Source organism: Prauserella shujinwangii (assembly GCF_003001955.1).
In the GTDB taxonomy this organism is placed as follows: domain Bacteria; phylum Actinomycetota; class Actinomycetes; order Mycobacteriales; family Pseudonocardiaceae; genus Qaidamihabitans; species Qaidamihabitans shujinwangii.
Map to the genome: position 1 here is coordinate 120569 of NZ_PVNH01000009.1, position 24871 is coordinate 145439.

Consider the following 24871-nt stretch of genomic DNA (forward strand, 5'->3'; position numbering starts at 1 on the left):
TGTTCTAACCACGTTTCTCACTCACGAGCCTGCGCGGTCGGTCAGGCGTTGATCTCCTTCGGCGCCGGCGCGCCCTCGATGGCGATCTTGCGCGGCTTCGCCTGCTCGGCGACCGGGATGCGCAGCGTCAGCACGCCCGCGTCGTAGCTCGCGCGGATGTTGTCCGTGTCGAGCGACTCGCCGAGGAACAGCTGCCGCGAGAACACGCCGAGCGGGCGCTCGGAGACCTGCATCTCCACGTCCTTGTCCGCCATCGGCCTGCGCTCGGCCTTGACGGTCAGCACGTTGCGCTCCACGTCGACGTCGATCGCGTCCGGCGCGACGCCGGGCAGGTCGAACGAGACGACGAACTCGTCGCCGGACCGGTAGGCGTCCATCGGCATCGGGTTCGGGCGCGACCACGTGCCCGAGGGCGCCGCGGTGCCGAAGACCTGCTGGGCCAGCCGGTCGAACTCCCGGAACGGGTCGGTGCGCATCAACATCGTTCCACCTCCTGGTTCCCACACCTGTGTCGACGCGCTGTCGCCGGGATTCCCACACCCGGGACACCTCCGTTGTACTACGTCGTCGTTCCGTTGACAACTACTTACGTCGTCGTCATGATGACGCCATGGAGGATGTGCGGTCAGGCGGGGAGCACCCGGACTACGCGCGGCTGCGCCAGGTGGTCCGGCGTGCCGCGGACGGCGAGGAGCTGGAGGCCAACCAGGTGCTGGCCGCGCTGGACCTGCTGCGCCGCCTGCGCGACGACCTCGCCGGCTGGGAACCACAGCTCATCGCCGCCGCGAGGGAGCTCGGCACCAGCTGGGCGGAGCTGGCGCCGGTGCTCGGCGTGGCCAGCAGGCAGGCCGCCGAGCGGCGGTACCTGCGGCTGCGCCCGTCCGCTCCGGACTCGGCGGCCACCACGGCCGACGAGCGCGTGCGGGCGGAACGTGACCGGCGCGCGGGCGAGCGGGCCGTGGCGCTGTGGGCTCGTGCGAACTCGGCGGCGTTGCGCAGGCTCGCCGGGCAGGTGGGCGCGCTGGAAGGCGTGGCCGACCACGTGCGGGAACACGTCGACCGGGTGCAGGACGCGCTGGGCGGGACCGACGCCGCCGACCTGCTGCCCCCGCTGGCCGGCGCGGGTCCGCACCTGGCGGCCAGCCACCCCACCCTGGCCGCCCGGATCAGCGACGTCACCGCCGAGGCGGAGCGTCTCCGCCGGGACACCCAGCGTCGCCGGGCGCGTGGTCGTTGACCAACGTGGTATCGCTGAGCTGCGATAACGCGTACCTTTTCGACCATGCGGGCAATGTGGAAGGGCGCGGTGTCGTTCGGGCTCGTCACGATCCCGATCCACCTCTACGCGGCCACGGAGAGCAAGAACGTCTCGTTGCGCCAGGTGCACGAGGCCGATGGCGGCCGGATCCAGTACAAGCGGTTCTGCACGGTCGACGGCACGGAGGTGCCGTACGCCGAGATCGCCAAGGGCTACGAGCTCGCGGACGGCGGCATGGTCGTGCTCACCGACAAGGAGCTCGCCGAGCTGCCGCTGTCCACCTCGAAGACCATCGAGGTGGAGGAGTTCGTGCCGCTCGAGGCCATCGACCCCATCTACTTCGACAAGAGCTACTACCTCGAACCGCAGAAGGCGGCGCTCAAGCCGTACGTCCTGCTGCGGGACGCGCTGGCCAAGTCGGGCCAGGTGGCCATCGCCAAGGTCGCCATCCGCCAGCGGGAGTCGCTGGCCGTGCTGCGCGTGCTGTCCGACGTGCTGGTGCTCACCACCATGCTGTGGCCGGACGAGGTCCGCACCCCCGACTTCGGCTTCCTCAAGGAGGATCCGCCGCAGGTGCGCCCGCAGGAGCTCACGATGGCGGGCTCGCTCATCGACTCGCTGTCCGACAGCGTCTTCGAGCCGTCGAAGTACCGCGACAGCTACCGCGAGGCGCTGATGTCGCTGATCGAGTCCAAGATCGCGGGTGCGGAGACCACCGCGCCGCAGGCGGAGACCGCGGAGGCCGAGGTGACCGACCTGATGGCGGCGCTGGAGGCGAGCGTGTCCGCCGCCCGGAAGTCCCGGGGAGCGGCCTCCGGCAAGGGCTCGGCGCGCAAGACGACCACCCGCAAGTCGCCGCGCCGCCCGGCCAAGGGCGCCTGATACCGCACGGCCGACCGCGACACGCCCACGGGTGCTCCCCCGATCGGACGGCGCACGGTGGTACCAAAAGCTTCATGAACTGTGCGAGCTGCGAGGCCCGTCTCGACCACTGTCACGGGACGCTGGTCCAGCACGCCGACGGCGGCGCCGAGTGCACCGATGGCGGCTGCACCGGGCCCGATCCGGTACGGCACGCGTTGCTGCTCGACTGCGCGTCGGTCGACGGTGGCTGCGCCTGCCTCCTCGTCGAGTACGAAAGCGAGCTGCTCAGGGCTTCGTGACCGCGAAGCGCAGGCCGAAGTTGTCCAGCGTCGCCGGCAGCCGGCGCCCTGAGCCGAGCCGCCTCGCCGTCGTCCTCGGGGCCAGCAGCCGGTAGTCCCGGTCCGCCAGCAGGGCCGCGAGCATCGTGCTGGCCGTGAACAGTGCCAGGTTCTGACCCGGGCACTCACCCGGTCCCTCACTGAACGGCACGAGCGCCGGATCCTGCTGTGCCCGGCCGTCCAGCCAGACATCCGGGTCGAAGCGGTCCGCGAACGGCAGCCGCTCCCGGTCGCGGTGGAAGAACGGGCTGAACACCACGAACGTCGTCTCGGGCGGCAGGTTCCCGGTCCGCCATTCGGTGGTCTCGGTGCTCTCCCGCAGCACGATCGGCGTGGTCGGCCACAGCCGGACCGACTCCAGCACGCACGCCCGCAGGTAGGGCAGCTGGCTGGGGCCCATGGCGTCCCCGGCCTCCGCGCGTGCGCTGGCTGCCTGCACCGGGTGCGTCGCCAGCAGCGCGAGTGTCCGCAGGGTCACCATTCCCACCGCGTCGAACGCGAACAGCCAGTGCGGCACCTGGCCGTAGGGGTCGACGCCGGGTTCGGCGGGCGTGTCCGCGACGGCACCGGCGAGGCTGCCCCGTTCCGCCCGGTCGAGGTGGCGGGCCAGCGTGCGCCGGAACCGTTCCCGCAACCCGCGGTCCTTGGGCCGCAGGTAGGCCCAGTTGCCGTGGTAACGCAGGGTCGCCAGCGCGTCGGTCACCTCGTCGTCGTCCCGTGCGCCGTCGCCGAGCACGATGCGGCGCACGATCCGCCACCATGCCCGGTTGAAGGCGGGCCAGTCCAGCCGGTCACCCGTCTCCGCGAGCAGCCGGGCCGTCTCCTCCCGCACCGCCGTGTCCGCCGCTCCGGCCACGGCGTGCAGCGGGTGGTTCCACTCGAGGGCGTCCTCGTTGAACCGGCGCCGCGGCCGCCGTTCCGAGCCGCGCGTGGTGAGGACCGCGTGCGGCTGGAAGTGGCTCAGTGCCGCGCTCTTCTCCCGCGTGGCCGGCGCGAACGGCGCGGGGGTCCGGTCGAGCACGCGTTCCACGTCACCGGCGTCGAGCACCAACGCGAACGAGCGGCGCGGGATGCGCAGCGGCACCGGGTCGGGCCCGTAGCGGCTGCGCAGCCGCCGCAGCAGCCGCACCGCGGGGCGGTCCAGTCGCAGCCGCCCGGCCAGCGCCATCACCTTCGGCCGCCGCTTGAGCACCCCGCCCGCGAGCGTGGGCAGCACGACCTGGCCCAGCACGCGGGCGGTGTCGGTCCGGGTCGCGGGGCGGGGCGTCGAGCTCATCGACCTCACTGACCGCGCTGGGCGGGCACGAGCTTGCCGTCCTGCGGGGTCAGGCCCAAAGCCTCGAGCAGTTCCGCGCACTCCTCGGCATCGGCCGACGCCGACGCCACCGCCCGCGCCGCCCGGTAGCGCTGGTGCGCGTCCGGCTCCTCGCTGTACGGCAGCACGGGCTTCGGGTCCTTGCTGGGCGCATGTGGGTTCACGACAGCTCCTGCGATCGAGGTCTTGGTCTCCAGGTCTCGTGGTCACCGTGGTACGTGCAGTTACCCACTCGCCGTGCCCGCTACACGTGCCGCCTCGTACGCGAGCTGGAGTTCCACGTGTGCCTCGACGATCAGCAGGGGCACCCGGGAGCCGATCCCCAGCACCCCCAGCCCGGCGGTGACCTCCTGCACCACCTCCGGCTGGTGCTCACCGATGGCGCCGGTGAGCACCAGCGCGTCGATCCGGTCCAGGCTCGCGGACATGGCGGCCAGTTCCCGGCGGACGCGGTGGCTGAACACGTCCATCGCGAGCCGTCCGCGGCGGTCCCCGGCCCGTGCCGCGCGCACGAGCTCGTCCGGGGTGGCGGAGCGTCCCCCGGACAGGCCGAGCAGGCCCGAGCGCTGCCGCAGGGCCTCGTCGAGCTCGGCGAGACCGATCTTGTCCTCCCGCAGCAGCCACAGCAGCAGGCCGGGATCGACCGAGCCCGAACGGGTCGGCATCGGCAGCCCCTCCAGCCCGGTGAACCCCATCGAGGTGTCCACGCTGCGGCCGTCCCGCACGGCACAGACGGAGCTGTCGTCGTCGAGGTGGGCGATCAGCAGGTTCAGCTCCCTTGCCGGGCGCTGCAGCAACTCGGTGGCGCGGCGCAGCGCCCACGCGTACGACAGGCCGTGTCCGCCGAACCGGTGCAGGCCCCACCGCTCGCGCCACTCCTCGGGAAGGGCGTAGGTGCGGGCCGCCTCGGGCAGGTCCGCGTGGAACGCCGTGTCCGGGCAGACGACGTGCGGCACCTCGGGCAGGCGGTCCCGCAGGTGGTCCAACAGCGCCAGCGCGGCCGGACCGTCCTCGGGCGCGACGGTGGCGGCGTCCGCCAGCTTCCCGCGCACCAGATCGTCCACAACGGACGGTCGAGTGACCGCGGGCCCGCCGTGACTCAGCCGATGGCCCACCGCCGCCGCACGCGGCATCCGGCCGAGCAGTCCGGTGAGCGCGTCCCGGGCCCGCGCCGAGTCGGCGGGGACGTCGGCCTCCACCTGGTCGAGGACGCGCAGGCAATGCTCGTCGACGACGTGCGCGCGCAGTCTCTCCGGACCGCCGTCGACCGCGAGGATCGCGTTCACGTCCGCGACTACCACCCGTGCTGCCTGCGGAAACGCGTTGGTTTCCCCCTGCAGCGGCACGGGTACTCAGCGTGCGTGGCGGGGCGCGCCACGGGAAGGAGGCTACGGTGACGACCGACATCTACCTCTGGTTCCTCGGTATCGGCGTGGCCATCATCGTCGCGGACGGCTTTTTCCTGTACCACAGTGGCAAGCGGTACCTCGCCGCGGCGGACGGCGAGGGCGGGGAGACCGCCATGTCCCGGCTGATCGCCGTGCTGTTCCACATCGTCATGTTCGGCATCCTGGCGCTGCTGTCGGTGTTCGACTTCGACTTCGGCGACGGCGCCTCGATGCGGGCGCTGGTGGGGAACCTCGGCGTGCTGCTGCTCGTCCTCGCGATCGTGCACGGCGTGACCATCGCCGCGCTGTCGAACGTCCACGACAACCAGGTCGCCGAGGACCAGCTCGCGTCCCGCGCGTCGGCGAGCACCAACGCGCACATCCAGCGGGGGCCGGTCGTCACGCCGGTGCCGGGCCAGAAGGGCCGTGACCCACAGGTCAGCCCTTCGATCGAGCATGACGCCCTGTAGCCCGCGGGCCGGGGCCGGTCGCGCGGCCGGTCAGGCTGGACGGCCGCCCGGCGGCACGCCGAGTGGCGAGGGGGAGTCCTCGTCGGTGAGCCGCCGCTTCGGCCGGGGCCCCTTCGGCTCCCGCGACGCCAGTTCGTAGCAGGCGAGCAGGCGGAGTCCGGTCCACTCCTCCGGAGTCCAGTCGGATTCCACCCTGGGGGGCCGCCAGCCTTCGCGCAGTGCCCGCTGCCGGGTGTCGTAGGCGTGCGAGGCCAGCAACACCAGCCGGCTGACCGGTACGGGGCGCTCGACGGCGGACTCCTGCTCGCGCAGGGTCGTCCGGATCGCACGCAGGTGCTGGTGGAGCTGGGTACGCAGGACGGGCTGGGCGGCGAGCGCCGTCCAGCCCGAGTTCAGCTCATCGGCCATCCGGCGCAGCCATCTCCGCGCCGAACGGTCGGCTGCCGAATCCAACCAGCGCACACGTCGATGATGACCCTCGGTGCACATGATCGCTACTCGGAGGGTCCATCCGCCGTCACGGTATGCGCCCATCCGGCGGACGGACGGTGGTCGGCAGCCGGGCCGGAGGAATTCTCACCAGCGCCGGTACCCGGTCGCGCGATGGACGGCTTTCCCACTGACGGAGTAGCCCGCGTACGATTTTCCGGATGAGCCCGGTCGGGGGACCACCATGAACGGAACCACGTTGCGAGCGGACGCCCGGCGCAACCGGGAGCGGGTTCTCCAGGCCGCGAGGGAGGCCTTCGCGGCCGAGGGGTTCGCGGTACCGCTCGACGACATCGCCCGCCGCGCCGGTGTCGGTGCGGGCACCGTGTACCGGCACTTCCCGAGCAAGGAGGCGCTGTTCGACGCCGTCGTCGCGGAACGGGCGGCGGAGCTCACGGCCGAGGCGCGCGCACCGGCGGACAGCGCGGCGGCGGGGGCGGCGTTCTTCGCGTTCGTCGAGCGGGTGGTGGCCGAGGGCACGCGCAACGCGGCACTCCGCGACGCGCTGACGGGCCCGGCGGCGTTCGAGCGGGGCGCGGTCGCCGAGTCCGGTTTCGCCGCGGCGCTCGGTGAGCTGCTGCGCCGTGCACAGGCGGCCGGGGCGGTCCGCGGGGACGTGGACCTCGGCGGCCTCAGGGCGCTGATCGCGGGTTGCCTGACGGCCGAGCGCACCGCTCCCGCGGGCCGCCACCTCACCAGCGTCTTCCTGGACGGCCTGCGCGCCGGCTCGTGAGTGAAAACCGTGGTGAGAACGACGTTTCTCACTCACGAGCCGGCAGGCCGCTAGCGCGCGGGGTCGACGCCGAACTGCTTCGCGATGTCGTCGAGCATCTGGTGGGCGCCCTGCAGGCTCACCGAGACGTACCACGTGTCGTCGTCGACGTCGGTGATCTCGCCGTTGAGGGTCTGCCACAGCGGGTTGGACTGGAACTTCGCCTTCGGGTCCTCCGCCTGCTGCGTCTCGTCGGCGTAGTTGGAGACGTAGACGTGATCGGCGTCGAGGTCGCGGATCCGCTCCTGGCTGAGGTCGACCGCGATCTGGTCCTTCGTGTCGGGCTGGTTCGCGGGCCGCGTCAGCCCGACGTCGGAGAGCACGATGCCGGGGAAGGACTTGCTGCTGTAGAGCCGCACGGTCGGCTCGCCCTCGACGAACCGGACGAGCGAGTACGTCGGCATCGACCCGGTCTTCTCCTCGATGGCCTGGCCGATCTCCCTGGCACGCTGCTCGTAGGCGCCGATCTTCCGCTCGGCGAGGTCCTCCTTGCCCAGTGCCTTCGCGAGCAGCCGGATGTTCTCCTTCCACGTCGCGCCCGTGGTCTCGCTGAACACGGTCGGGGCGATGTTCGACAGCTCCCCGTAGAGCTCCTCGTGGCGGACCTTCGCCGAGACGATGAGGTCCGGTCGCACGTCGTACAGCTGTTCCACGTCGGGGCTGGACAGCTGGCCGATCATCCGGGCGTCCTCGCCGAACCGGGTGTCGTCGCCGAGGTAGGCGGGGAAGCCGTCCGTCGTCGGGTACTTCGTGTACGCGACGACCTTCGTCTCCAGGGCCAGCGCGGCGTCGACGTAGCTGGAGTCCAGCGCGGCGACGTGCTGCGGCCGCTGCTCGATCGTGGTCTCGCCCATCGCGTGCTGGATCGTGCGGGGGAACCCTTCCTGGTTCGCGGCGGACGGGTCGGCGGCCTGCTCGCTGGGAGGCGAGCACGCGGCCAGCGCCAGCACGGCGAGGGCGGCCGCCGTCAGGCCGGTGCGCCGCGATCGACGTTGACGGTACAGGCGGGGCATCTGCGATCCTTTGCGTTCGGTTAGGCTTTCCTAACGGTCGGGCCACCGGACCATAAGCACACACCGGCCACCGGGAAAAGGGTTCGTAACGTGGATGACAGGAGCCGTCCATGGAGGTGACCGTCGCGTCACCGGCGGGTACCGCCCGTGACGGCATCCCGGGCCGGACTCCCCGCCGTCGCCGGTCGCTCACCCTGGGCGCGCTGGTCGCCTGCCTGGTGCTGGCGGCAGGCCTGAGCATCGCGTTCGGCGCCCGGACGCTGCCGCCCGCCGCCGTGCTCGACGCGCTCGTCAGCCCGGACGGGTCCGAGGCCGACCTGATCGTCCGGTCCCTGCGCGCGCCCCGCACGCTGATCGGCATTCTCGCCGGGCTCGCACTCGGCGCGGGTGGCGCGCTGATGCAGGGCCATACGCGCAATCCGATCGCGGACCCCGGGCTGCTCGGCGTCAACCAGGGCGCGGCCTTCGCGATCGTGCTCGCCATCGTGGTCTTCGGCGTGCGCGACCTCTACGGGTTCGTCTGGTTCGGCTTCGCCGGTGCGCTGCTCGCCGCCGTCGTGGTGTTCCTGCTCGGCTCGGTCGGCGGGCGCGGCTCCACCCCCGTCACGCTGGCCCTCGCCGGGGCGGCGATCAGCGCCCTGCTGTACGGGCTGATCTCGGCCATCGTGCTCGGCAACCGCGAGGGCATGGAACTGTTCCGGTTCTGGCACGTCGGGTCCATCGCGGGCAGGGACTTCGCGGTGGCGGGCCAGATCGCGCCCTTCGTCGTGCTCGGGCTGGTGCTGGCGCTCGTCAACACCCCCGGGCTGAACACCCTCTCGCTCGGTGAGGACGTGGCCACGTCCCTCGGCCAGGACCTCCGCCGCACCCGGGTGCTCGGTGTCCTCGCGATCACGCTGCTCGTCGGCGCGGCCGTGGCCGCGTGCGGGCCGATCGCGTTCCTCGGCCTGATCGTGCCGCACATCGCGCGGGCCGTCACCGGGCCCGACTACCGGTGGCTCGTGCCGTCGGCCGCGCTGCTCGGCGCGATCCTGCTGCTCTGCGCCGACGTCGTCGGCAGGCTCGTGTCCGGCGACCGGCTGGAGGTGGGCATCGTGCTCGCCGTGCTCGGTGCGCCCGTGTTCATCCATCTCGTCCGGCGGCGGGGACTGGTGCGGCTGTGAGCGCGGTGCGGGACAGCGGCCCGGCGCCCGGCCGGAAGGTGCTGCGGGCGGGACCGGCGGCGTGGACGTTCCGGCCGAGGGTGGTCGCCGTGCCGCTGGTCGGCGCCGCCCTGCTCGTGGTCGTCGCCGCCGTGAACATCGGCAAGGGCAGCTCCTACATCGAGCCGCTCGACGTGCTGCGGACGCTGCTCGGCGGGGGAGACCGCCGCGAGACCGGCATCATCTTCGACCTGCGGCTGCCGCGCACCCTCGCCGGGGTGCTGGTGGGTGCCGCGTTCGGGCTCGCGGGCGCGATCTTCCAGACGATCGCCCGCAACCCGCTGGCGAGCCCTGACATCCTCGGGATCACCTGGGGCGCGGGGGTCGGCGCGGTCGGCGTGATCGTGGTCGGCGGTTATCGCGGCCAGGTCAGCGGTGCCGCCGCCGAGCTGGGCGTGCCGCTCGCCGCGCTCGTGGGCGGGCTGGTCGCGGGCCTGCTGCTGTACGCCCTGTCGTGGCGCCGTGGCATCGACGGCTACCGCATGGTGCTGGTGGGCATCGGCCTTTCGGCCATCGGCTACAACATCGTCTACTGGCTGCTGACCGTCGGCGACGTCGACGACGCCGCGCGGGCGACGACGTGGATCGTGGGCAACCTGGCCGACGTCGGCTGGGAGGCCGTCGGCCCGGTGGCGCTCGCGCTCGCCGTGCTGGTGCCGGTCACCCTGGTCGGCGCGCACACCCTCGGTGGCCTGCAGTTCGGCGACGACACCGCGCGCGGGCTCGGCATCCGGGTCGACGCGGCCCGCGGTGGTCTGCTCCTGCTCGCGGCGGCGCTGGCGGCCGTGGCCACCGCGGCGGCGGGGCCGATCACCTTCGTGGCGCTCGCGACCCCGCAGATCGCGCTGCGGCTCGCGCGGACGGCGCAGCCGCCGCTCGCGGGCTCGATGGTGCTGGGGGCGTTGCTCACGGTCGGAGCCGATCTCACCCTCCGGCTGACCGCACCGGCCCTGCCGGTCGGCGTGCTGACCGCGATCCTCGGCGCGCCGTACCTGATCTACCTGTTCGTCCGGAGCCGCCGGGAGGTGCGCGCATGACCCGACTGCGAGCCGAAGGCGTCCGCCTCGGCTACGGCGAACGTGTGGTGGTCGACGACCTCGACCTCGACGTGCTCGACGGGTCGGTCACCGTGATCATCGGCCCGAACGGGTGCGGCAAGTCCACCCTGTTGCGAGCGCTCGGCCGGTTGCTGCGCCCGAAGGCCGGTGCGGTGCTGCTCGACGGCAAGCGCATCGACCGGCTCCCGACCAGGGAGGTGGCACGGGTCGTCGGCCTGCTGCCGCAGGCGCCGAGCGCGCCCGAGGGACTGACGGTGGCCGACCTGGTCTCGCGGGGCAGGCACCCGCACCAGAGCTGGTACCGGCAGTGGTCGGGCGGCGACGAGGAGGCGGTGCGGTCGGCGCTCGCGATGACCGGCATGGACGTGCACGCGGGCCGGGTCGTCGACGAGCTTTCCGGCGGCCAGCGCCAGCGGGCGTGGATCTCCATGACGCTGGCCCAGGACACGTCGATGCTGCTGCTCGACGAGCCGATCACCTACCTCGATCTGGCGCACCAGGTGGACGTCCTCGACCTCGTCCGGCGGCTGCACACCGAGCGCGGGACGACCGTGGTGATGGTGCTGCACGACCTCAACCTGGCCGCGCGCTACGCGGACACGCTCGTCGCCATGCGCGACGGGCGGGTCGTCGCCCGCGGCGCACCCGGGGACGTGCTGACCGAGCAGTTGCTCTCGGACGTGTTCGACCTCGACGCGAAGGTGCTGCCCGACCCGGTCTCCGGGACACCGCTGGTCGTGCCCGTCAGCGCCCACCTGCGCCCCGACCCCTCGTGAGTGAGGAACGTGGCGAGAACCACGTTCCTCACTCACGAGGCCGGTGCGGCTCGGCTCCCCTGACCAGTATCGTCAGCGCGTCGGCGGCCGGGGTGGCCGGCGGTGCGCCGGTGGCCAGCCTGCGCAGTTGCAGGCCGGTGACGAGCGCGACGGCCGGACCGGCGAGCCGCTCCGGGTCCGGGATGTCCAGCGCGCGCAGGATCGTCAGCGCCAGCTCGTCGTAGGCGGCGAAACAGCGGGCCGTCGCGTCGCGCAGTCCGGGGTCGCGGCCCGCCTGCAGGAACAGCTCCAGCGAGGCGATCTCGGCGATGCCGAGCGGCAGGTTCGCCAGCACGGTGTCGACGGCGGCCGCGGCGGCCTCGACGGTCATCCCCTCGGCGCGGTGCGCCTCGGCCAGCCCGCCGAGGCGCACCGCCTCGTCCTCGGCGAACAGCAGCATCGCCTGCCGCAGCAGTTCCGGCTGGCTGGGGAAGTGGTAGGTCAGCGAGCCGAGCGAGACTCCGGCCTCCGCGACGATCCTGCGGTTGGTCAGCCCCGCGACGCCCTGCTCGCCGATCACGCGCAGTGCCGCGCGGAGGATCGCCTCGCGGGTGCTCACGGTGTCCGCTCGTGCCAGCGTTCGGCCCGCTCCAGCTGCGCGGCCAGGGAGACGAGCAGCTCCTCGGAGTCGGCGGGGCCGAGCAGCTGCGCGCCCAGCGGCAGGCCGTCGGCGGTCGGCCCGGCCGGGACGTTCACCGCGGGCCAGCCGAGCACGTTCCACGGCCACGCGTACGGGCAGGCGGCCACGATCGCCCGGTCGGTGCGCCAGTTCGGCAGGCCGGTGAACGCGTCGGCGCGGGGCGGCGGCGTCGCGGTCGTGGGCGCGAGCAGCACGTCGACCTCGTCGAACACGGTTCCCACCTGCCGGTGCAGCAGTGGCTCCGCGCGCCGGGCCAGCCGCAGCAGGGGACGCAGCCGCGCTCCGGCCCGCTCGTTGGCCCTGGTCCTGCGGTCGAGCAGGCTCGGGTCGGGCACCTTGGCGACGACCCAGTCGTGCACGCCGACGAGCGAGCGGGGCAGGAAGTCGAGCCCGATCAGGCCGTAGCGCGGTTCGACGGGCCGCACATCGTGCCCGAGCGCGGTGAGGACCCGCGCGAGCCGGGTGACGGCGGCCCGGACCACCGGGTGGAGCCGGGCACGCACGCCGGAGAACGGGATCCGCAGCGACAGCCCGATCCGCAGGTGCCCCGGTTCCCGGCGGGCGGCCCCGGCGAAGGTGTCTTCGGTGCCCGCCGTCACGTCGAGCAGCAGCGCGGCGTCGGCCACCGTCCTGGCGAGCGGGCCGTGCACGGTCAGGCCGTGGAACAGCTCCGGTTCGGGGTCGGTGGGGATCCGCCCGCGGCGGGTCTTGATGCCGACGAGGTTGTTCCACGCGGCGGGGATGCGCACCGAGCCCGCGCCGTCGGAGCCGAGCGCGGCGGGCACGAGCCCGGCGGCGACAGCCGCCGCCGAGCCACCGGACGAGCCACCCGGCGTGTGGGCGTGGTGCCACGGGTTGCGGGTCAGGCCGAAGGCCGCTCCCTCGGTGAACGGCCACTGGCCGATCTCGGGTGTGTTGGTCTTGCCGACGATGACGGCGCCCGCGCGCTTGAGCCGGGTGACCACCTCGGCGTCGGTGTCGCGGACGGGGAACTCGCCCGCGCAGCCGAACGCGGTGGGCAGGCCCGCGATGTCCGTGTCGTCCTTGATGGCGACGGGCACACCGAGCAGCGGGGCCCGGTCGCCGGCCGCGAGCCGCCGGTCGGCCGCCTCCGCCTCGCGCCGCGCCTCGGCGGCGCGCACGTGCCGGAAGGCGTTCAGGGTCCGCTGGGACCGCTCGATCCTGGCCAGCGTCGCCTCGACCAGCCTGGCCGAGGTGACCCGGCCGCGCGCGAGCAGGTCGGCCTGGCCGGTGAGACCGGCGAAGGTGAGGTCGCCGGCCGTGGTCGCGTCGCTCATGGCCCGCTCCAACTCGTTCGTTCGAACGAACGATATCACCGGACGCTGGTGCGCCGTGCCCGCGCCGCCCGAAGCGCGAGTGCCAGGAACGTGGCGAGCAGCGCGAAGTCCACCAGCAGCACGAGCCGCTGGGTGAGCCCGACCGGGAAGACGTCCATGAAGTAGGACACGCCGAACAGCGCGAGTCCGTTCCAGCTCAGGGACAACACGCAGACCAGCGCGGTGCGGACCTCGGCGAGGGCGGGGTGCCCGCGCAGCCCGTCGAGCAGGGCAAGCCCGATGATCGGCAGGCTGAGGAACGCGACGGCGCTGCCGAGCTGGTGCACCCTGCCGACGAGCGGGTGGATGTCGGGGCTGAAGCTCGCCGGGAACAGCGCGGCCGCCACCAACCCGGCGGCGGTCGCGGTGAACAGCACCGACGTGGACCGGCTGAGCGGGACGCCCGCGACGTGCAGCGCCCCCCGGACCGCGACGACCCCGATCGCCAGCGAGACCAGGCTCGCCTCGAGCATGCCGACGCCGTGGTCGGTGAACGCGTAGCGGCTGAGCGTGTCCAGCATGGGGTCGTAGGAGCTGACCACGTGCAGGATCGTCAGCGTGAACAGGGCCCAGCCGATCGCCGCGTAGGCGGCGAGGGCCCAGGGCCGGACACGGGTCTCGGCGACGGTCGTGGCCACCGGTTTGGTCATGGTCACCAGCTTGGTGTCCGGCCACCGCCCCGGGATCAGGGAAGCTCCCTGAGCCTTCCCCTACTTCTCCCGGAAGTCGATCAGGGCGAGCGCCTGGTCGTCATGCCGCTTCGACCGCGGCCACCGCGTCGCGTGCGGGTCGGTGTGCTCGGCCTCCCGGACGGCGTCGAGCACCGTCGCGGCGCCCTTGCGGCGGGCGAGGTCGAGCACCTCGGCCCAGTCGAACAGGCCGTACGTGTCGACACCGACCGCGGCGCCGTCCGTGGCGAGCAGCACGGCGTCCACCGAGTCGAGTGGCCAGCGGCGGACGAGCGCGTGCCGGGCCGCGGCGGGATCGGCCTCCGCGACCCAGAACCCGCCCTCGCTGTTGCGCCGCCGGTTGACGGCCTCCCTGGTGCGCAGCGCGCCACTGCGCCGCAGGGCCAGTGCCCGGTCGTCGGCGACGATGTCCGTTCCGGACTGTCCGAACGCGATGACGGGGCTGTCGCCGAGCACGAGTGCGTCGACGGCCTCGCCGGTCCACCGCAGCATGGCCACGGTGCTGGAGGGGGAGTGGCCCGGTCGCAGCCCGTGTGCCGTGGCGACGTCGGTGATCGCGGCGGCCAGCGCGCCGGCGAGGTCGGCGTCCGGCCGGGCCCGCAGCCGGGCGTCGAGTCGTTCGGCCAGCCGGGTCGCGTACCAGCCGCCGCTGGGCAGGTCGTCGCGGAACTCGGTGGCTCCGTCGAGCAGGACGACGGCGTTGCCGGTGGTCACCACGTGGTCCTCGGTGGGCCGGGGAGCGCCGTTGACGCCAACACCGGCCCGTTCGGCGATGTCGATTCGGGGCACGGGGTCGACAGTAGCCGCGGCAGGCGTCAACCGACGTTGACAAACCCTGTGCGTCAACCTATGTTGACATCATGACAGAGGCAACCGACCTGGCCGCCAGGGCAGGCGATCGCGACCCGCGGGTAGGGCTGCGGGCGGTCGCCGCCCTGCGCAGGCTGCTGGAGCAACTGGAGGCCGTGCAGGTGCGCAGCGCGCGCGTGCAGGGCTGGTCGTGGCAGGAGATCGCCGACGAGCTGGGTGTGAGCAGGCAGGCGGTCCACAAGAAGTACGGGAGGCGTTGATGTTCGAGCGGTTCACCAAGGACGCCCGCGAGGTGGTGGTCGAGGCGCAGGGCAAGGCGGTCGCGCAGGACGCGGCGGAGATCGGTGCCGAGCACCTGCTACTCGCGCTGATCGCCGCGCCGGACGGCAGGGCCGCGCGGTTGCTCACCGAACTGGGCGCCGAGCCGGAGCTGCTGACCGCCGAGCTGAACAACGTCCGCAGGCGGGGCGGGCTCAGCGATTCCGACGCCGAGGCGCTCGCGGAGTTCGGTATCGACGTGGACGCGATCGTCGAGCGGGTCGAGCGGGCGCACGGCGAGTACGCGCTCGCGGACCGCCCCCGGCGGACCCGTTCTCGCACGTTGCGGCACCGGCCGTTCACGAGCGGGGCCAAGCAGGTGCTGGAACGCACGCTCCGCGAGGCGCTGGACCTCGGCGACCGGCACATCGGCTCCGAGCACATCCTGCTCGCTCTCGCCACCCAACCGGGCGCCACGGCGGACGTGCTCGCCACCTACGGCGCCGATCCCGTGGCTATCCGGCGCGCCCTGGCTCGTCCGTGAGAAACGTGGTGAGGGCAACGTTTTTACGAGGCCACGCGGGCGTCTCGCCATGCGACGTACGGCAGGAACGCCTGCGTCAGAGGGCCGATGCCCAGCGCGTAGAGCACCGTGCCCGCGCCGACGGTGCCGCCCAGCGTGAACCCGATCGCGAGCACGGTGAGTTCGATCCCCGTGCGGACCAGGCGCACCGAGCGGCCGGTGCGGGCGGAGAGGCCGGTCATCAGCCCGTCGCGCGGACCGGGGCCGAGCCGGGCCCCGACGTACACGGCCGTCGCCAGGCCGTTCAGCACCACCCCGCCGACCAGCAGCGGGATCTGCAGCGCCAGTACGTGCTGGTCCGGAAGCACCAGCCGGACCAGGTCGACGGTCACCGCGATCACCAGCACGTTCGCGACCGTGCCCACGCCGGGCCGCTGGCGCAGTGGCACCCACAGCAGGAGCACGGCGACGGCGGTGAGGCCCGTGATCGTGCCGAAGCTCAGGCCGGTCAGCCCGGTGAGGCCCTCGTGCAGCGTGTTCCACGGGTCGAGGCCGAGCTGTGCCCTGGTGAGCATCGCGATGCTGGCCCCGTAGAGGGCGAGGCCCGCGACCAGCTGCACGAGCCTGCGGGACGGGTGGACGGTGACGCTGACGGGACGGAGGTCGACTGGCTGGGCCACGTACGGAACTATCCAGCAGATTGGCTGGCGATACCATAGCCAATCGGCAAGAATTGGCCTGGTGAACACCGACATCCCACTAGGTGGACGTGTATCGGGTCCTCGATTGGCTACGTTGCTGGGGGACTGGCGACGCGGTGGGTCCCGGCGCGGTGCCGCCGATCTCGCCGCGGCCGTCGAGCTGCTCGTGCTCGACGGGCAGCTGCCGGTCGGCACGCGACTGCCCGCGGAGCGGGAGCTGGCCGACGCGCTCGGGGTGAGCCGCACCCTCGTCGCCGCCGCGCTCGACCGGCTGCGCGCGGACGGGCTCGTCGCCAGCAGGCGCGGCGCGGGCTCGTGGATCGCGGCGGCCCGGGACGCCGGGTCCGTACCGGTGCCCGAGCGCGGTGCTGACCTCATCGACCTGGCCAGGGCGGCGCCACCCGCCGCGGCCGGTATCGGAGCGGCGGTCGACGTCGCGCGGCGGGCGCTCACCGCGGAGCTGGCCGGCCACGGGTACACCGCGCAGGGCCTCGCGGACCTGCGGGCACGGATCGCCGAGCGCTACCGTGCCCGGGGCCTGCCCACCACACCCGACCAGGTGCTCGTCACCAACGGCGCCCACCACGGGTTCGCGCTGGCGCTGCGCGCGTTCACCGGCCCCGGCGACCGGGTGCTCGTCGAGCAGCCGTGTTATCCCAACACGCCCGAGGCCATCCGGGCGGCGCACGCGCAGCCGGTGCCCGCGCCGGTCGACCCGGTCGAGGGGTGGGACCTGCCCGGGATCGAGGCCGCGCTGCGGCAGGCCGCGCCCCGGCTGGCGTACCTCGACGTCGACTTCCACAACCCGACCGGTCTGCGGCTGGACGCCGAGGGCCGGGAACGGCTCGGGGCGGCACTGGCGCGGTCGCGGACCCCGGTCGTGGTGGACGAGACGGTGGCCGAGCTCGACCTGGAGGGCGACCCGGTGGCCGGTCCGCCCCCGCTCGCCGCGTTCGCGGGCGACTGGGCGATCACGGTCGGGTCCGCGGCCAAGTCGCACTGGGGCGGCCTGCGGCTGGGCTGGATCAGGGCGGCGGAGGAGGTCGTCGACCGGATTCTCGCCTCCCGCTACTCGATCGACCTGGGATCTCCGGTGCTGGAGCAGCTCGTGCTCGCGGAACTGCTCACCGACCCGGAGCCGTTGCTCGCCAGGCGGCGCACGGAGGTGCGGGAACTGCGGGACGTGCTCGTCTCCTCGGTGCGCACCCACCTGCCGGACTGGACGTTCCGCGTGCCGGAGGGCGGGTTGTCGCTGTGGTGCCGCCTGCCCGAGCCGATGAGCACCCGGCTCGGCGTGGCCGCGGCGAGCCACGGCGTGCTCGTCGCTCCGGGGCCGCGGTTCGCGATCCGGGGCGGCTTCGAGCGGTGGCTGCGGTTGCCGTTCGCGCAGCGGGCGGACCGGCTGGACGAGGCGGTGCGCAGGCTCGCCGTCGCGGCGGCCTCGGTCCGTCCCTCGGGTGCGGCGAACGCGCTGGACGTGCCCGTCACGTGACGAGCGAGACAGGCACGACATGACGAAGCCGGTGCGCCGGATGAGAGATGCCGTCACTCCAGGGATGCGGGACGGGTGGTCATCCGGCGCACCGGCTTCGGCCGCGGGCGCTTCCCGGCATCGCCCCTCGCCATGCCGGGAAGCCCCGTCGGCTCAGGCGCGCACCGGGTGGAGGTTCCCGCTCGGCGCGGTGAGCGGGAACCACCGGTGAACGCCCGGGGTGGGCGCCGGCGTCGCGGGGGCAACGCGACGCCGGGCCCGGAACCCGTCACGGCCGGGCGCGGTCGGCCGAGCGGGAAGAATGAGTCGCACGTAACACCCCGAACTAAACGAATCGGACCGAATCGAGACGTGATCCGGGCGTCGCGAAACCAGAAGTTGATCTTGTTCTGGACGCGGCTTTCCCGGCGGGTTCGGCTCGCGGGGTCAGTCGGGTGACGTGACGGGCAGGGCGGCCTCCCGGCCCGCCCCGTCGGCGTCGTGGCCACGGCTCGTACCGAGAAGCCGCAGCTGGGTGGGCGTGGTCTCCGCGTTCGGCGTGGCGTGCACGTGGCGGCCGCCGCCGGAGTTGTCCTGCGGGGCGACGACGCTCGCGCCGCCGGTGGTCGCGGTCGCGGGCGCCAGCGGCAGCGAGCCGCCGCCCGGTGCGCCGGGGACGGAGCCGCCGCCCGCGCGGATGTCGGTTTCCCCCTCCGGGCCCGACGTGTCCGCGGCCGTCCACGAGGTGGCGGCGGACGCGGGGGTGCCGCCGGATCGTGCGGTCACCACCGGACCGGCGACCGCGCCGCGGTCGGCCCGCGCGCCGTCTCCGGCCGGAGCCGGCGCGGTCGCGGGCAGCTGGTCCGGTGCCGTGGGCCGCGGTGCGGGCGCTGCCGGAGCGGTGGCGTCCGGCGCGGGCGCGGGCGCCTGCGGCGCGAGGTCGGGCACGACCGGGCCGAGATCGGGCAGCACCTTCGGCACGTCGACGATCGGCGTGATGGCATCCACCGACCCCGACACGTCGTCGACGGTGGTGTCCACGGTGCGCACCACGGTGTCGACGGTGCTGGTGAGGGTGCCCAGCAGGTTGCCGGTGGGCTCGGTGACCCGCTGCACGGTCTGGGTGGTCTGCCGGAGCACGGGCTCGGTGATCCGCGTGAGCCCGCCGAGGAGGCCGGCCCCCGCCTGCGGTGCGGTCCGTGGCTCCTCGGACGTTTCCTCGACCGGCTGCTCGGTGGGCTGCTCGGCCGGCTGCTCGGTGGGTTGTTCGGCCGGTTGTCCGGTGGGCTCCTCAGCGGGCTTCCCGGTGGCTCGCGGCTCCGCGGGCGGAGCGGGGTCCGGCTCGGCCGGGGCGGTGCCCGCACGGGAGGTGTCCACAGGGGAGGCGTCCGGCTCCTCGGCCGCCACCGGCTCGGTCGTCGTGGTGGCCTCGTCGGCGAACGCGACCGACGAGAGCGCCGACGTCAGCAGCCAGGCGGCCACGGCGAAGCCCGCGATCACCAGCAGGCGCGTGAGCGAGGTGGGCAGCACGGCACCGGAGCGGTGCGTGGCACCTGAACTCCTCACCGCAACCACCGTCCGTACTCCCGCTCACGGCTCGTCGCCCGTGGATCATGGTCGGGGTCATCCGGCCTGGTCGCGGCTACCCCGGCTAGCCCATTTCTAACATCGACGGGGAGTCTTTCACCTCGTGAGCGTCCGATCCACCCCGGACGGCGCAATCGTGGCCAGTTTGTGCAAACGGGCGATCGCGTCGTCGAGAACTTCGTCGCGTTTGCAGAACGCGAATCGGAGTACATGATTCCACTCGTCCGGGTGATCGGTGAACACCTTCACCGGCACGGCGGCCACTCCGATCCGTTCGGGCAGCTGCCACGCGAGCTCGGCGGCGTCGGTGAAGCCGAGTGGGCGCACGTCGGCGCAGACGAAGTAGGTGCCCGCGCTCGGCCACACGGCGAAGCCAGCCTCGGCGAGCCCCGCCGCGAGGCGGTCGCGTTTGGCCGCCAGCGACCGGCGCAGCTCCGCCACCCAGTCCAGCTCGTGCCGCAGGGCGTGGGCGACGGCGGGCTGCAGCGGGCCGCCGGAGACGAAGGTGAGGAACTGCTTGGCGGACTTCACGGCGGCCACCAGCTCCGGCGTCGAGCAGGCCCAGCCGATCTTCCAGCCGGTGCAGTTGAACGTCTTGCCCGCGCTGGAGACGGACACCGTGCGCTCGGCCATCCCCGGCAGCGTCGCCAGCGGGATGTGCTCGTTGTCGTCGAACACCAGGTGCTCGTAGACCTCGTCGGTGATCGCGATCAGGTCGTGTTCGACGCACACGGTCGCCAGCGCCGCCAGCTCGGCGCGCGTGAACACGGTGCCCGTCGGGTTGTGCGGCGAGTTCACGAGGATGGCCCTGGTCGCGGGGGTCACCGCCGCGCGGACGGCGTCCACGTCGAGGGCGAACCGGCCGCCTTCCGAGACCAGGGACACGACGCGCCGGGTGGCTCCGGCCATCGCGACCGATGCGGCGTAGGAGTCGTAGTAGGGCTCGATGACGATCACCTCGTCACCGGGTTCGGTCAGGGCGAGGAGGCTGGCCGCGATGGCCTCGGTGGCGCCCGCGGTGACGAGGACCTCGCTGTCCGGGTCGTAGCGCAGGCCGTACCGCTCGCGGTGGGCGGCGATCGCGGCCCGCAGCTCCGGCCGTCCCGGGCCCGGTGGGTACTGGTTGGCCCCGCCGAACAGGGCGTCCTTGGCCGCGTCCAGCATCCCGGCCGGTCCGTCGGTGTCCGGGAAACCCTGGCCGAGGTTGACCGCGCCGGTCCGGGTGGCCAGCGCCGTCATCTCGGCGAAGATGGTCGAGGTGAACGGCCGGAGGCGGGGGACGAGAACTGGTTCGCGCACGATCGCCCATCCTCACGGACAATGGCGTCGTGGAGCAACTGACGTCCGCCGGAGCGCGACCGGCCGAACCACCTGGCGGCATCGCCGACGAGGAGGCCAAGCGGCGCGGCCTGCGCAGGATGAAACTGGTCGCGCTGTCCTTCCTGCTCGGTGCGACGGTGTTGTTCCTGCTGGCCAGCTGGGCGGAGGCGGCGGGCTGGCCGGTGTGGGTCGGCTACGTGCGGGCCGCCGCCGAGGCGGGCATGGTGGGCGCGCTCGCGGACTGGTTCGCGGTCACGGCGCTGTTCCGGCATCCGCTGGGCATCAAGATCCCGCACACGGCGATCATCCCGAACAAGAAGAACGTGCTGGGCAACAGCCTCGGCGACTTCGTGGGCGCCAACTTCCTCTCCGAGCCGGTGGTGCGGGACAAGCTGCGCCGCATCGAGATCTCCGCGCGGCTCGGCGGCTGGCTGTCGCGGCCGGAGAACGCCGACCGGGTGACCGCGGAGCTGGCGACCGTCGTGCGGGGTGCCGTGGCGGTGCTGCGGGACGAGGACGTGCAGGCCGTGATGGAGCACGCCGTGGTGCGGCGGGTCCTCGACCGGCCGTGGGGACCGCCGCTGGGCAAGCTGCTGGAGCAGGTGTTCGCGGACGGTGCGCACTACAAGCTGGTCGACCTCGTGTGCGACCGCGCGTACGAATGGGTGCGCGACAACCACAACACCGTGCTGCGCGTGGTGTCGGACCGGGCACCGAGCTGGTCGCCGCGTTTCGTCGACGAGATGCTCGCCGACAAGGTGTACGGCGAGGTGCTGTCGTTCGCCTGGGCCGTGAAGACCGACGTGAACCACCCGATGCGGCTGGCCGTCGACCGCTTCCTCACCGAGTTCGCCCACGACCTGCAGAAGGACCCGGAGACCATGGCCAGGGCCGAGCAGGTCAAGCAGCAGCTCGTGGAGCATCCCGAGGTGCAGAACCTCATCGGCTCGGCGTGGTCCACGGCGAAGGACATGCTGCTCACCGCCGCCGAGGACCCGTCGAGTGAGCTGCGCAGGAGGGTGCGGGCGGGGCTGTGCGAACTCGGCGACCGGCTGGTCACCGACCGCTCGCTCGCGGCGAAGGTCGACGGCTGGGTCGAGAGCGCCGCCGCCCACGTCGTCAACAACTACGCCACGGAGATCACCACCATCATCACCGACACCGTGGAGCGTTGGGACGCCGCCGAGACGTCCCGCAAGGTGGAGCTCCAGGTGGGCCGCGACCTGCAGTTCATCCGCATCAACGGCACCGTGGTCGGTGCGCTGGCCGGGCTGGTCATCCACACCGTCGCCCACCTGCTGTTCTGAGTACCGCGACGGCGTTTCCGGCGGGTGGAGCGGGGTCAGGCGGTGGGTGGCACGGCCGCGCCCCGCACGTTGAACTCGAGGCCGAACTGTTCCGCCAATCCGGGCACGGCGATCTCGGAGACCAGGTCGCCGGTGGCGCGGTCGAACCGCGTGATCCTGACTGGTGTCACGCCGTCGAACGTCTCCTGGACGACGTGTATCGACCGGTCCGTGAAGATCGCCTGGCTGGACGAATCGCTGCCCGAGGTGGACCGGGTGTCGAACCGCGGTTCGGTGACCCCGGAGGCGATCTCGGTACTCATGATCCGGCCGTCGGCGGCGAGCCATTCGAGGTGACCATCCCGGACCGCCCGTGCGTCGTAGGACTTCAGGGAAAACACCTCGGGGTCGACCAGTTCCTCGGCGACGGGGCGTCCCTGGCCGTCGACGAGGGGCTGTTCGGTGTACTCGCCGTCGCGGGTGTCCCACGAGACGACGGTCAGGTGGGGCGTGCCCTCGGCGTCGAGGTAGTCGGAAAGGAACGTGATGACACCGTCGTGACAGGGCACGTGACGGTTGTGGTCTCCGGCGTTGAAGGCTCCTCGCCAGGCGAGGACCTTTTCCCGCCCTTCGGTTGCCGGGTACAGCTGGGAAAGCAGCTCCGGCTGCGCGGTGGGATCGACCTTCGAACGCATACCGGGAATGCCGGCCGAATCCGCGAGATGCGTCCCCGCTTCGGTGGCGATTCCATGAAGGGCACCGTCGCACAGCGCGTTCATGAAGTAGTTTCCTTCGACCTGGTAGAGCCGGGAACCGGTGGAGGTGGTGACGGCCACCTGGTTGGTGTAGCCGGATTCGGAGAAGCCTTCGTTGTAGACCGCGACGAAGCCCTGGCCGCCGGGCAACGCGAAAGCCGACTGCTGATGCCCTGCCTTCTCGTTGGCGAAGCTGACCAGACCGTCGTTGCCGAGGATGTGGTCGCGTTCGTCGTCGCTGAAGAACAGTCCGGTCTCCGACCACGCGAGGTGCGGCTCGCTCATGCCGCTGGTCTCGATCAGCTGTTTTCCGCCGTCCGCCCGCACCAGGACCAGATAGGCCGGGCGCTCCTCCGGTGAGCTCTTCTCGACGGAGGTGTCCGGGCTGAGGTAGAACGCGACGACGGTGTCGCCGAGGGTCACCTCAGCGGGATCGGCGATGTCTCCCGCGGCTCCGCTCTCCGGCGAAGTGCAGGCCGTCACGGCCAGGACCGCGCAGGCGGCGAGCGCGATGAGTCGGAGCGAGTGCACCGTGTCGGGTCCTTTCGACCGGCGGGTGGTGCGGCCCGCACCCGGCAGGCCGCACCACCACCTGGATGTCGTTACTTGATGGTCGCGTAACGCACGGTGCTGCCGTCGTCCTTGATGTTGTTGGGGTAGACGCCTGGCCCGCCGTTGCTGTCCAGTTCGATGTTCACGGCGTACTTGTAGGCCTTCCACACCAGCTCGGAGCAGTTCAGCTTCGAGCTGTTGCTGCTCTTGTTGAACGCGAAGTTCGTGTCGTAGGCCTTGCCGCGGTAGTTCCGGTAGGCGTAGTTGGCCGCCTTGTCGCGGCTGGACTGCTTGGCCTTGACGTACATCTTGTAGATGGGGCCACACTTCTTGAGCGTCGATGCCGTGACGGACCTGCTCTTGCTGCCCTTGCCGGGCGCCTCCACGACCGTCTTCGTCGTGTAGTAGATGCCGACGTGGTTGTGCTTGTACACGGCGGTCTTGGCGTAGGAGTGGAAGATGTCTCCCTTGTTCCGCGCGTTTCCGACCGTCTTCTTCTTGCTGCAGGCGCCGTCGTCAGAAGAGGAAGCGATGGCGACCGGGTTCGACGCGGCCGTTTCCGCGGCCGTGGCGGGTGCGACGAGCAGGCCGGTCATCGCCGTTCCCGCCACCACGGTGGCCGCTATGGAAGAGGCGAGAGTTCGCCCGATTCTGGACATGTGTAACTCCACTCTGTAACCCGTGGACATCGACCCCAAGGAAAAGGCGCTTGCCGCGCGCGAATCCCCCGATGCGGCCACCGGATGGCCGCCATCGGGCCCCTCTCGTCCTTGAACCCCCAGTCCGTTGACAAGAGCGACATTAGACCGCCCGGTCACCCCTGTCTGTCGGGTGTTCACCCGACAGCGGAGCGTAGGGGCAACCCGGCAACTCGCGGACGGCAGCGAGGACTCGCGGTCACTCGCGGGTGTCCACCCGAACGGGGGAGTTGTCCACAGTTGCCCGGGTTATCCACCGGGTTATCCACAGGGTCATCGCTCGGTCGCGGCGCGCTGCCGCCACGCGCGGGCCTTCTCCCGGTTGCCGCAGACCTTCATCGAGCACCACGTGCGGGACCGGTTGCGGGACCGGTCGTAGAACGCCCACCGGCAGTCGTCGGCCGGGCAGATCTTCACGCGCTCCCATTCGCCGAGCACCGCGAGCCGGGCCGCCGCCGCGAGCACCGTGGCCACCGCGCCGGCGGCCACGAGCTCCGGTCCCCGGTCGGTGAGCACCACCTCGATCCCCGCGCGGGCAGGCGACGGTGTCCGCGCCGGGTCGCCGACCGCCGCCCGCAGCGCGTCCCGGACCTCCCTGGCCTCGGTCACCGGGTCCGCCCGCAGCTCACGGTCGCGTGCCCAGGCAGCCCAGGCGGTCGCCGAGTCGAGCAGGTCAGTGCCCTCCTCCACGTCGACGGTGTTGAGGAAGTCGAGCACGAGGGACGCGTCGGGCGGCACGTCACCAGTGTAGATCCCATGGTGGTTGCTCCCCTCCGGCATAACCACCATAATCAGTTCGAAGGTTATGTGGAGGTGATGATGAACTCGACGACCACAGCCGCCGCGAAAGCCTCGAAGGTCGCGTTCGGTTGCGTGGCGCTCGACTGCCCTGACCCGTGGGGGCTCGCCGGTTTCTACCGGGAGCTGCTGGGCTGGCGGGTGCACGAGGAGAACAAGCCGGGTGACGACTGGGTGACGCTCGTGAACCCGGACGGCGGGCCGGACATCGCGTTCCAGCGCGATCCCGGCTTCCAGCCGCCGACCTGGCCCTCCAGTGAGCGGGCGCAGATGCTGCACATCGACTTCGAGGTGCCGGACATCGAGGCCGAGCACGACCGGGTCCTCGGCATCGGGGCGCGCCTGCTGGACGACCAGCCCGAGACGTTCCGGGTGTACGCCGATCCGGCCGGCCATCCGTTCTGTCTCTGCGCCTGCTGAGTGGCTATACACAGGGTGTAGAGACCACTTCTATACATCCTGTG

The 24871-nt window shown here is 72.3% G+C and carries 29 protein-coding genes; 13 read left to right on the forward strand and 16 right to left on the reverse strand.

The window, feature by feature from the left end:
* Positions 1-41: 41 nt before the first annotated feature.
* A complete protein-coding gene (locus tag B0I33_RS21625; RefSeq protein ID WP_106180669.1) occupies positions 42-482 on the reverse strand; it encodes an Hsp20/alpha crystallin family protein in 441 nt (146 codons plus the stop codon).
* A 128-nt stretch (positions 483-610) separates the two neighbouring features.
* On the opposite strand from B0I33_RS21625, the gene B0I33_RS21630 reads away from it, so the two are divergent.
* The 3 genes from B0I33_RS21630 to B0I33_RS21640 all read left to right on the forward strand — a co-directional run bounded on the left by B0I33_RS21630 (position 611) and on the right by B0I33_RS21640 (position 2421).
* Entirely contained in the window at positions 611-1237 is a 627-nt protein-coding gene (locus tag B0I33_RS21630) for an HSP18 transcriptional regulator (protein ID WP_106180670.1), read from the forward strand.
* 45 nt (positions 1238-1282) lie between these two features.
* A complete protein-coding gene (gene ku, locus B0I33_RS21635; RefSeq protein WP_106180671.1) occupies positions 1283-2140 on the forward strand; it encodes a non-homologous end joining protein Ku in 858 nt (285 codons plus the stop codon).
* Between the two features lie 74 nt (positions 2141-2214).
* The gene (locus B0I33_RS21640) at positions 2215-2421 is read left to right on the forward strand and encodes a hypothetical protein (protein ID WP_106180672.1); all 207 of its coding nucleotides are present in this window, start codon (positions 2215-2217) and stop codon (positions 2419-2421) included.
* Here the strand turns inward: B0I33_RS21640 and B0I33_RS21645 are convergent.
* The 3 genes from B0I33_RS21645 to B0I33_RS21655 are packed head-to-tail and all read right to left on the reverse strand — an operon-like array spanning position 2408 to position 5076.
* Positions 2408-3736: a cytochrome P450 gene (locus B0I33_RS21645; protein WP_106180850.1), complete on the reverse strand. Its 1329-nt coding sequence runs from the start codon at positions 3734-3736 to the stop codon at positions 2408-2410. The two genes, B0I33_RS21640 and B0I33_RS21645, sit on opposite strands and share 14 nt — an antisense overlap.
* 5 nt (positions 3737-3741) lie before the next feature.
* A complete protein-coding gene (locus B0I33_RS21650; RefSeq protein ID WP_106180673.1) occupies positions 3742-3939 on the reverse strand; it encodes a hypothetical protein in 198 nt (65 codons plus the stop codon).
* A gap of 60 nt (positions 3940-3999) precedes the next feature.
* Positions 4000-5076 carry an acetate/propionate family kinase gene (locus B0I33_RS21655; protein ID WP_245900919.1) on the reverse strand — a complete coding sequence of 359 codons (1077 nt, stop codon included), beginning with the start codon at positions 5074-5076 and terminating at the stop codon, positions 4000-4002.
* A 92-nt stretch (positions 5077-5168) separates the two neighbouring features.
* Here B0I33_RS21655 and B0I33_RS21660 point away from each other — a divergent pair, with 92 nt between their 5' ends.
* On the forward strand, positions 5169-5633 hold the full coding sequence (locus B0I33_RS21660; RefSeq protein ID WP_106180675.1) for a hypothetical protein: 465 nt from the start codon (positions 5169-5171) through the stop codon (positions 5631-5633).
* 30 nt (positions 5634-5663) lie between these two features.
* On the opposite strand, the gene B0I33_RS21665 is transcribed toward B0I33_RS21660, so the two are convergent.
* Positions 5664-6041 (reverse strand): DUF6401 family natural product biosynthesis protein, encoded by a 378-nt coding sequence (locus tag B0I33_RS21665; protein WP_245900921.1) that lies wholly within the window; start codon positions 6039-6041, stop codon positions 5664-5666.
* Between the two features lie 265 nt (positions 6042-6306).
* On the opposite strand from B0I33_RS21665, the gene B0I33_RS21670 reads away from it, so the two are divergent.
* The gene (locus B0I33_RS21670; RefSeq protein ID WP_106180676.1) at positions 6307-6855 is read left to right on the forward strand and encodes a TetR/AcrR family transcriptional regulator; all 549 of its coding nucleotides are present in this window, start codon (positions 6307-6309) and stop codon (positions 6853-6855) included.
* A gap of 50 nt (positions 6856-6905) precedes the next feature.
* Here B0I33_RS21670 and B0I33_RS21675 read toward each other — a convergent pair whose 3' ends face one another.
* The gene (locus B0I33_RS21675) at positions 6906-7907 is read right to left on the reverse strand and encodes an ABC transporter substrate-binding protein (RefSeq protein WP_106180677.1); all 1002 of its coding nucleotides are present in this window, start codon (positions 7905-7907) and stop codon (positions 6906-6908) included.
* Positions 7908-8017: 110 nt separating this feature from the next.
* Here B0I33_RS21675 and B0I33_RS21680 point away from each other — a divergent pair, with 110 nt between their 5' ends.
* Genes B0I33_RS21680 through B0I33_RS21690 form a run of 3 tightly spaced genes read left to right on the forward strand, consistent with a single transcriptional unit; the run spans position 8018 to position 10943 of the window.
* On the forward strand, positions 8018-9070 hold the full coding sequence (locus B0I33_RS21680) for a FecCD family ABC transporter permease (RefSeq protein ID WP_106180678.1): 1053 nt from the start codon (positions 8018-8020) through the stop codon (positions 9068-9070).
* Positions 9067-10146 carry a FecCD family ABC transporter permease gene (locus tag B0I33_RS21685; protein ID WP_106180679.1) on the forward strand — a complete coding sequence of 360 codons (1080 nt, stop codon included), beginning with the start codon at positions 9067-9069 and terminating at the stop codon, positions 10144-10146. The genes B0I33_RS21680 and B0I33_RS21685 overlap by 4 nt, the downstream gene beginning before the upstream one ends.
* On the forward strand, positions 10143-10943 hold the full coding sequence (locus B0I33_RS21690; protein WP_106180680.1) for an ABC transporter ATP-binding protein: 801 nt from the start codon (positions 10143-10145) through the stop codon (positions 10941-10943). The genes B0I33_RS21685 and B0I33_RS21690 overlap by 4 nt, the downstream gene beginning before the upstream one ends.
* A 28-nt stretch (positions 10944-10971) precedes the next feature.
* Here the strand turns inward: B0I33_RS21690 and B0I33_RS21695 are convergent, their stop codons facing one another.
* Genes B0I33_RS21695 through B0I33_RS21710 form a run of 4 tightly spaced genes read right to left on the reverse strand, consistent with a single transcriptional unit; the run spans position 10972 to position 14437 of the window.
* Positions 10972-11541, reverse strand: coding sequence for a TetR/AcrR family transcriptional regulator (locus B0I33_RS21695; RefSeq protein WP_106180681.1), 570 nt, complete (start codon positions 11539-11541; stop codon positions 10972-10974).
* Positions 11538-12920, reverse strand: coding sequence for an amidase (locus B0I33_RS21700; RefSeq protein ID WP_106180682.1), 1383 nt, complete (start codon positions 12918-12920; stop codon positions 11538-11540). The genes B0I33_RS21695 and B0I33_RS21700 overlap by 4 nt, the downstream gene beginning before the upstream one ends.
* A 35-nt stretch (positions 12921-12955) precedes the next feature.
* Entirely contained in the window at positions 12956-13609 is a 654-nt protein-coding gene (locus tag B0I33_RS21705) for a DUF998 domain-containing protein (protein ID WP_106180683.1), read from the reverse strand.
* A 60-nt stretch (positions 13610-13669) separates the two neighbouring features.
* Entirely contained in the window at positions 13670-14437 is a 768-nt protein-coding gene (locus B0I33_RS21710) for a protein phosphatase 2C domain-containing protein (protein ID WP_106180684.1), read from the reverse strand.
* A gap of 71 nt (positions 14438-14508) precedes the next feature.
* Here B0I33_RS21710 and B0I33_RS21715 point away from each other — a divergent pair, with 71 nt between their 5' ends.
* Both B0I33_RS21715 and B0I33_RS21720 read left to right on the forward strand, forming a co-directional pair.
* Entirely contained in the window at positions 14509-14718 is a 210-nt protein-coding gene (locus B0I33_RS21715; protein WP_106180685.1) for a sigma factor-like helix-turn-helix DNA-binding protein, read from the forward strand.
* A complete protein-coding gene (locus B0I33_RS21720; protein ID WP_106180686.1) occupies positions 14718-15260 on the forward strand; it encodes a Clp protease N-terminal domain-containing protein in 543 nt (180 codons plus the stop codon). The genes B0I33_RS21715 and B0I33_RS21720 overlap by 1 nt, the downstream gene beginning before the upstream one ends.
* 23 nt (positions 15261-15283) lie before the next feature.
* On the opposite strand, the gene yczE is transcribed toward B0I33_RS21720, so the two are convergent.
* Complete coding sequence (gene yczE / locus B0I33_RS21725; RefSeq protein ID WP_106180687.1) at positions 15284-15919, reverse strand: membrane protein YczE; 636 nt, start codon at positions 15917-15919, stop codon at positions 15284-15286.
* Between the two features lie 61 nt (positions 15920-15980).
* Here yczE and yczR point away from each other — a divergent pair, with 61 nt between their 5' ends.
* Positions 15981-17432 carry a MocR-like transcription factor YczR gene (yczR, locus tag B0I33_RS21730; protein ID WP_483878513.1) on the forward strand — a complete coding sequence of 484 codons (1452 nt, stop codon included), beginning with the start codon at positions 15981-15983 and terminating at the stop codon, positions 17430-17432.
* 426 nt (positions 17433-17858) lie between these two features.
* Here the strand turns inward: yczR and B0I33_RS21735 are convergent, their stop codons facing one another.
* Together B0I33_RS21735 and B0I33_RS21740 are read right to left on the reverse strand one after the other, a co-directional pair.
* Positions 17859-18977, reverse strand: a complete 1119-nt coding sequence (locus B0I33_RS21735; protein WP_146147540.1) for a hypothetical protein — start codon at positions 18975-18977, stop codon at positions 17859-17861.
* Positions 18978-19094: 117 nt separating this feature from the next.
* Positions 19095-20297 carry a pyridoxal phosphate-dependent aminotransferase gene (locus tag B0I33_RS21740; RefSeq protein ID WP_106180690.1) on the reverse strand — a complete coding sequence of 401 codons (1203 nt, stop codon included), beginning with the start codon at positions 20295-20297 and terminating at the stop codon, positions 19095-19097.
* A 29-nt stretch (positions 20298-20326) separates the two neighbouring features.
* On the opposite strand from B0I33_RS21740, the gene B0I33_RS21745 reads away from it, so the two are divergent.
* On the forward strand, positions 20327-21625 hold the full coding sequence (locus B0I33_RS21745) for a DUF445 domain-containing protein (RefSeq protein ID WP_106180691.1): 1299 nt from the start codon (positions 20327-20329) through the stop codon (positions 21623-21625).
* Positions 21626-21660: 35 nt separating this feature from the next.
* On the opposite strand, the gene B0I33_RS21750 is transcribed toward B0I33_RS21745, so the two are convergent.
* The 3 genes from B0I33_RS21750 to B0I33_RS21760 all read right to left on the reverse strand — a co-directional run bounded on the left by B0I33_RS21750 (position 21661) and on the right by B0I33_RS21760 (position 24389).
* Entirely contained in the window at positions 21661-22890 is a 1230-nt protein-coding gene (locus B0I33_RS21750; RefSeq protein ID WP_106180692.1) for a hypothetical protein, read from the reverse strand.
* A 71-nt stretch (positions 22891-22961) separates the two neighbouring features.
* Positions 22962-23525: a YiiX/YebB-like N1pC/P60 family cysteine hydrolase gene (locus B0I33_RS21755; protein WP_181193405.1), complete on the reverse strand. Its 564-nt coding sequence runs from the start codon at positions 23523-23525 to the stop codon at positions 22962-22964.
* A gap of 357 nt (positions 23526-23882) precedes the next feature.
* On the reverse strand, positions 23883-24389 hold the full coding sequence (locus B0I33_RS21760; RefSeq protein ID WP_425440510.1) for a CGNR zinc finger domain-containing protein: 507 nt from the start codon (positions 24387-24389) through the stop codon (positions 23883-23885).
* A 39-nt stretch (positions 24390-24428) separates the two neighbouring features.
* Here B0I33_RS21760 and B0I33_RS21765 point away from each other — a divergent pair, with 39 nt between their 5' ends.
* Entirely contained in the window at positions 24429-24827 is a 399-nt protein-coding gene (locus B0I33_RS21765) for a VOC family protein (RefSeq protein WP_106180853.1), read from the forward strand.
* Positions 24828-24871: the final 44 nt, after the last annotated feature.

Coding starts and splice junctions, on each gene's coding strand:
- B0I33_RS21700 (WP_106180682.1), bottom strand. CDS start 12,920: ATGAGCGACGCGACCACGGCCGGCGACCTCACCTTCGCCGGTCTCACC.
- B0I33_RS21630 (WP_106180670.1), top strand. CDS start 611: ATGGAGGATGTGCGGTCAGGCGGGGAGCACCCGGACTACGCGCGGCTG.
- B0I33_RS21765 (WP_106180853.1), top strand. CDS start 24,429: ATGAACTCGACGACCACAGCCGCCGCGAAAGCCTCGAAGGTCGCGTTC.
- B0I33_RS21675 (WP_106180677.1), bottom strand. CDS start 7,907: ATGCCCCGCCTGTACCGTCAACGTCGATCGCGGCGCACCGGCCTGACG.
- B0I33_RS21645 (WP_106180850.1), bottom strand. CDS start 3,736: ATGAGCTCGACGCCCCGCCCCGCGACCCGGACCGACACCGCCCGCGTG.
- B0I33_RS21690 (WP_106180680.1), top strand. CDS start 10,143: ATGACCCGACTGCGAGCCGAAGGCGTCCGCCTCGGCTACGGCGAACGT.
- B0I33_RS21715 (WP_106180685.1), top strand. CDS start 14,509: ATGACAGAGGCAACCGACCTGGCCGCCAGGGCAGGCGATCGCGACCCG.
- B0I33_RS21760 (WP_425440510.1), bottom strand. CDS start 24,389: ATGCCGGAGGGGAGCAACCACCATGGGATCTACACTGGTGACGTGCCG.
- B0I33_RS21665 (WP_245900921.1), bottom strand. CDS start 6,041: ATGGCCGATGAGCTGAACTCGGGCTGGACGGCGCTCGCCGCCCAGCCC.
- B0I33_RS21640 (WP_106180672.1), top strand. CDS start 2,215: ATGAACTGTGCGAGCTGCGAGGCCCGTCTCGACCACTGTCACGGGACG.
- B0I33_RS21720 (WP_106180686.1), top strand. CDS start 14,718: ATGTTCGAGCGGTTCACCAAGGACGCCCGCGAGGTGGTGGTCGAGGCG.
- ku (WP_106180671.1), top strand. CDS start 1,283: ATGCGGGCAATGTGGAAGGGCGCGGTGTCGTTCGGGCTCGTCACGATC.
- B0I33_RS21625 (WP_106180669.1), bottom strand. CDS start 482: ATGTTGATGCGCACCGACCCGTTCCGGGAGTTCGACCGGCTGGCCCAG.
- B0I33_RS21670 (WP_106180676.1), top strand. CDS start 6,307: ATGAACGGAACCACGTTGCGAGCGGACGCCCGGCGCAACCGGGAGCGG.
- B0I33_RS21680 (WP_106180678.1), top strand. CDS start 8,018: ATGGAGGTGACCGTCGCGTCACCGGCGGGTACCGCCCGTGACGGCATC.
- B0I33_RS21705 (WP_106180683.1), bottom strand. CDS start 13,609: ATGACCAAACCGGTGGCCACGACCGTCGCCGAGACCCGTGTCCGGCCC.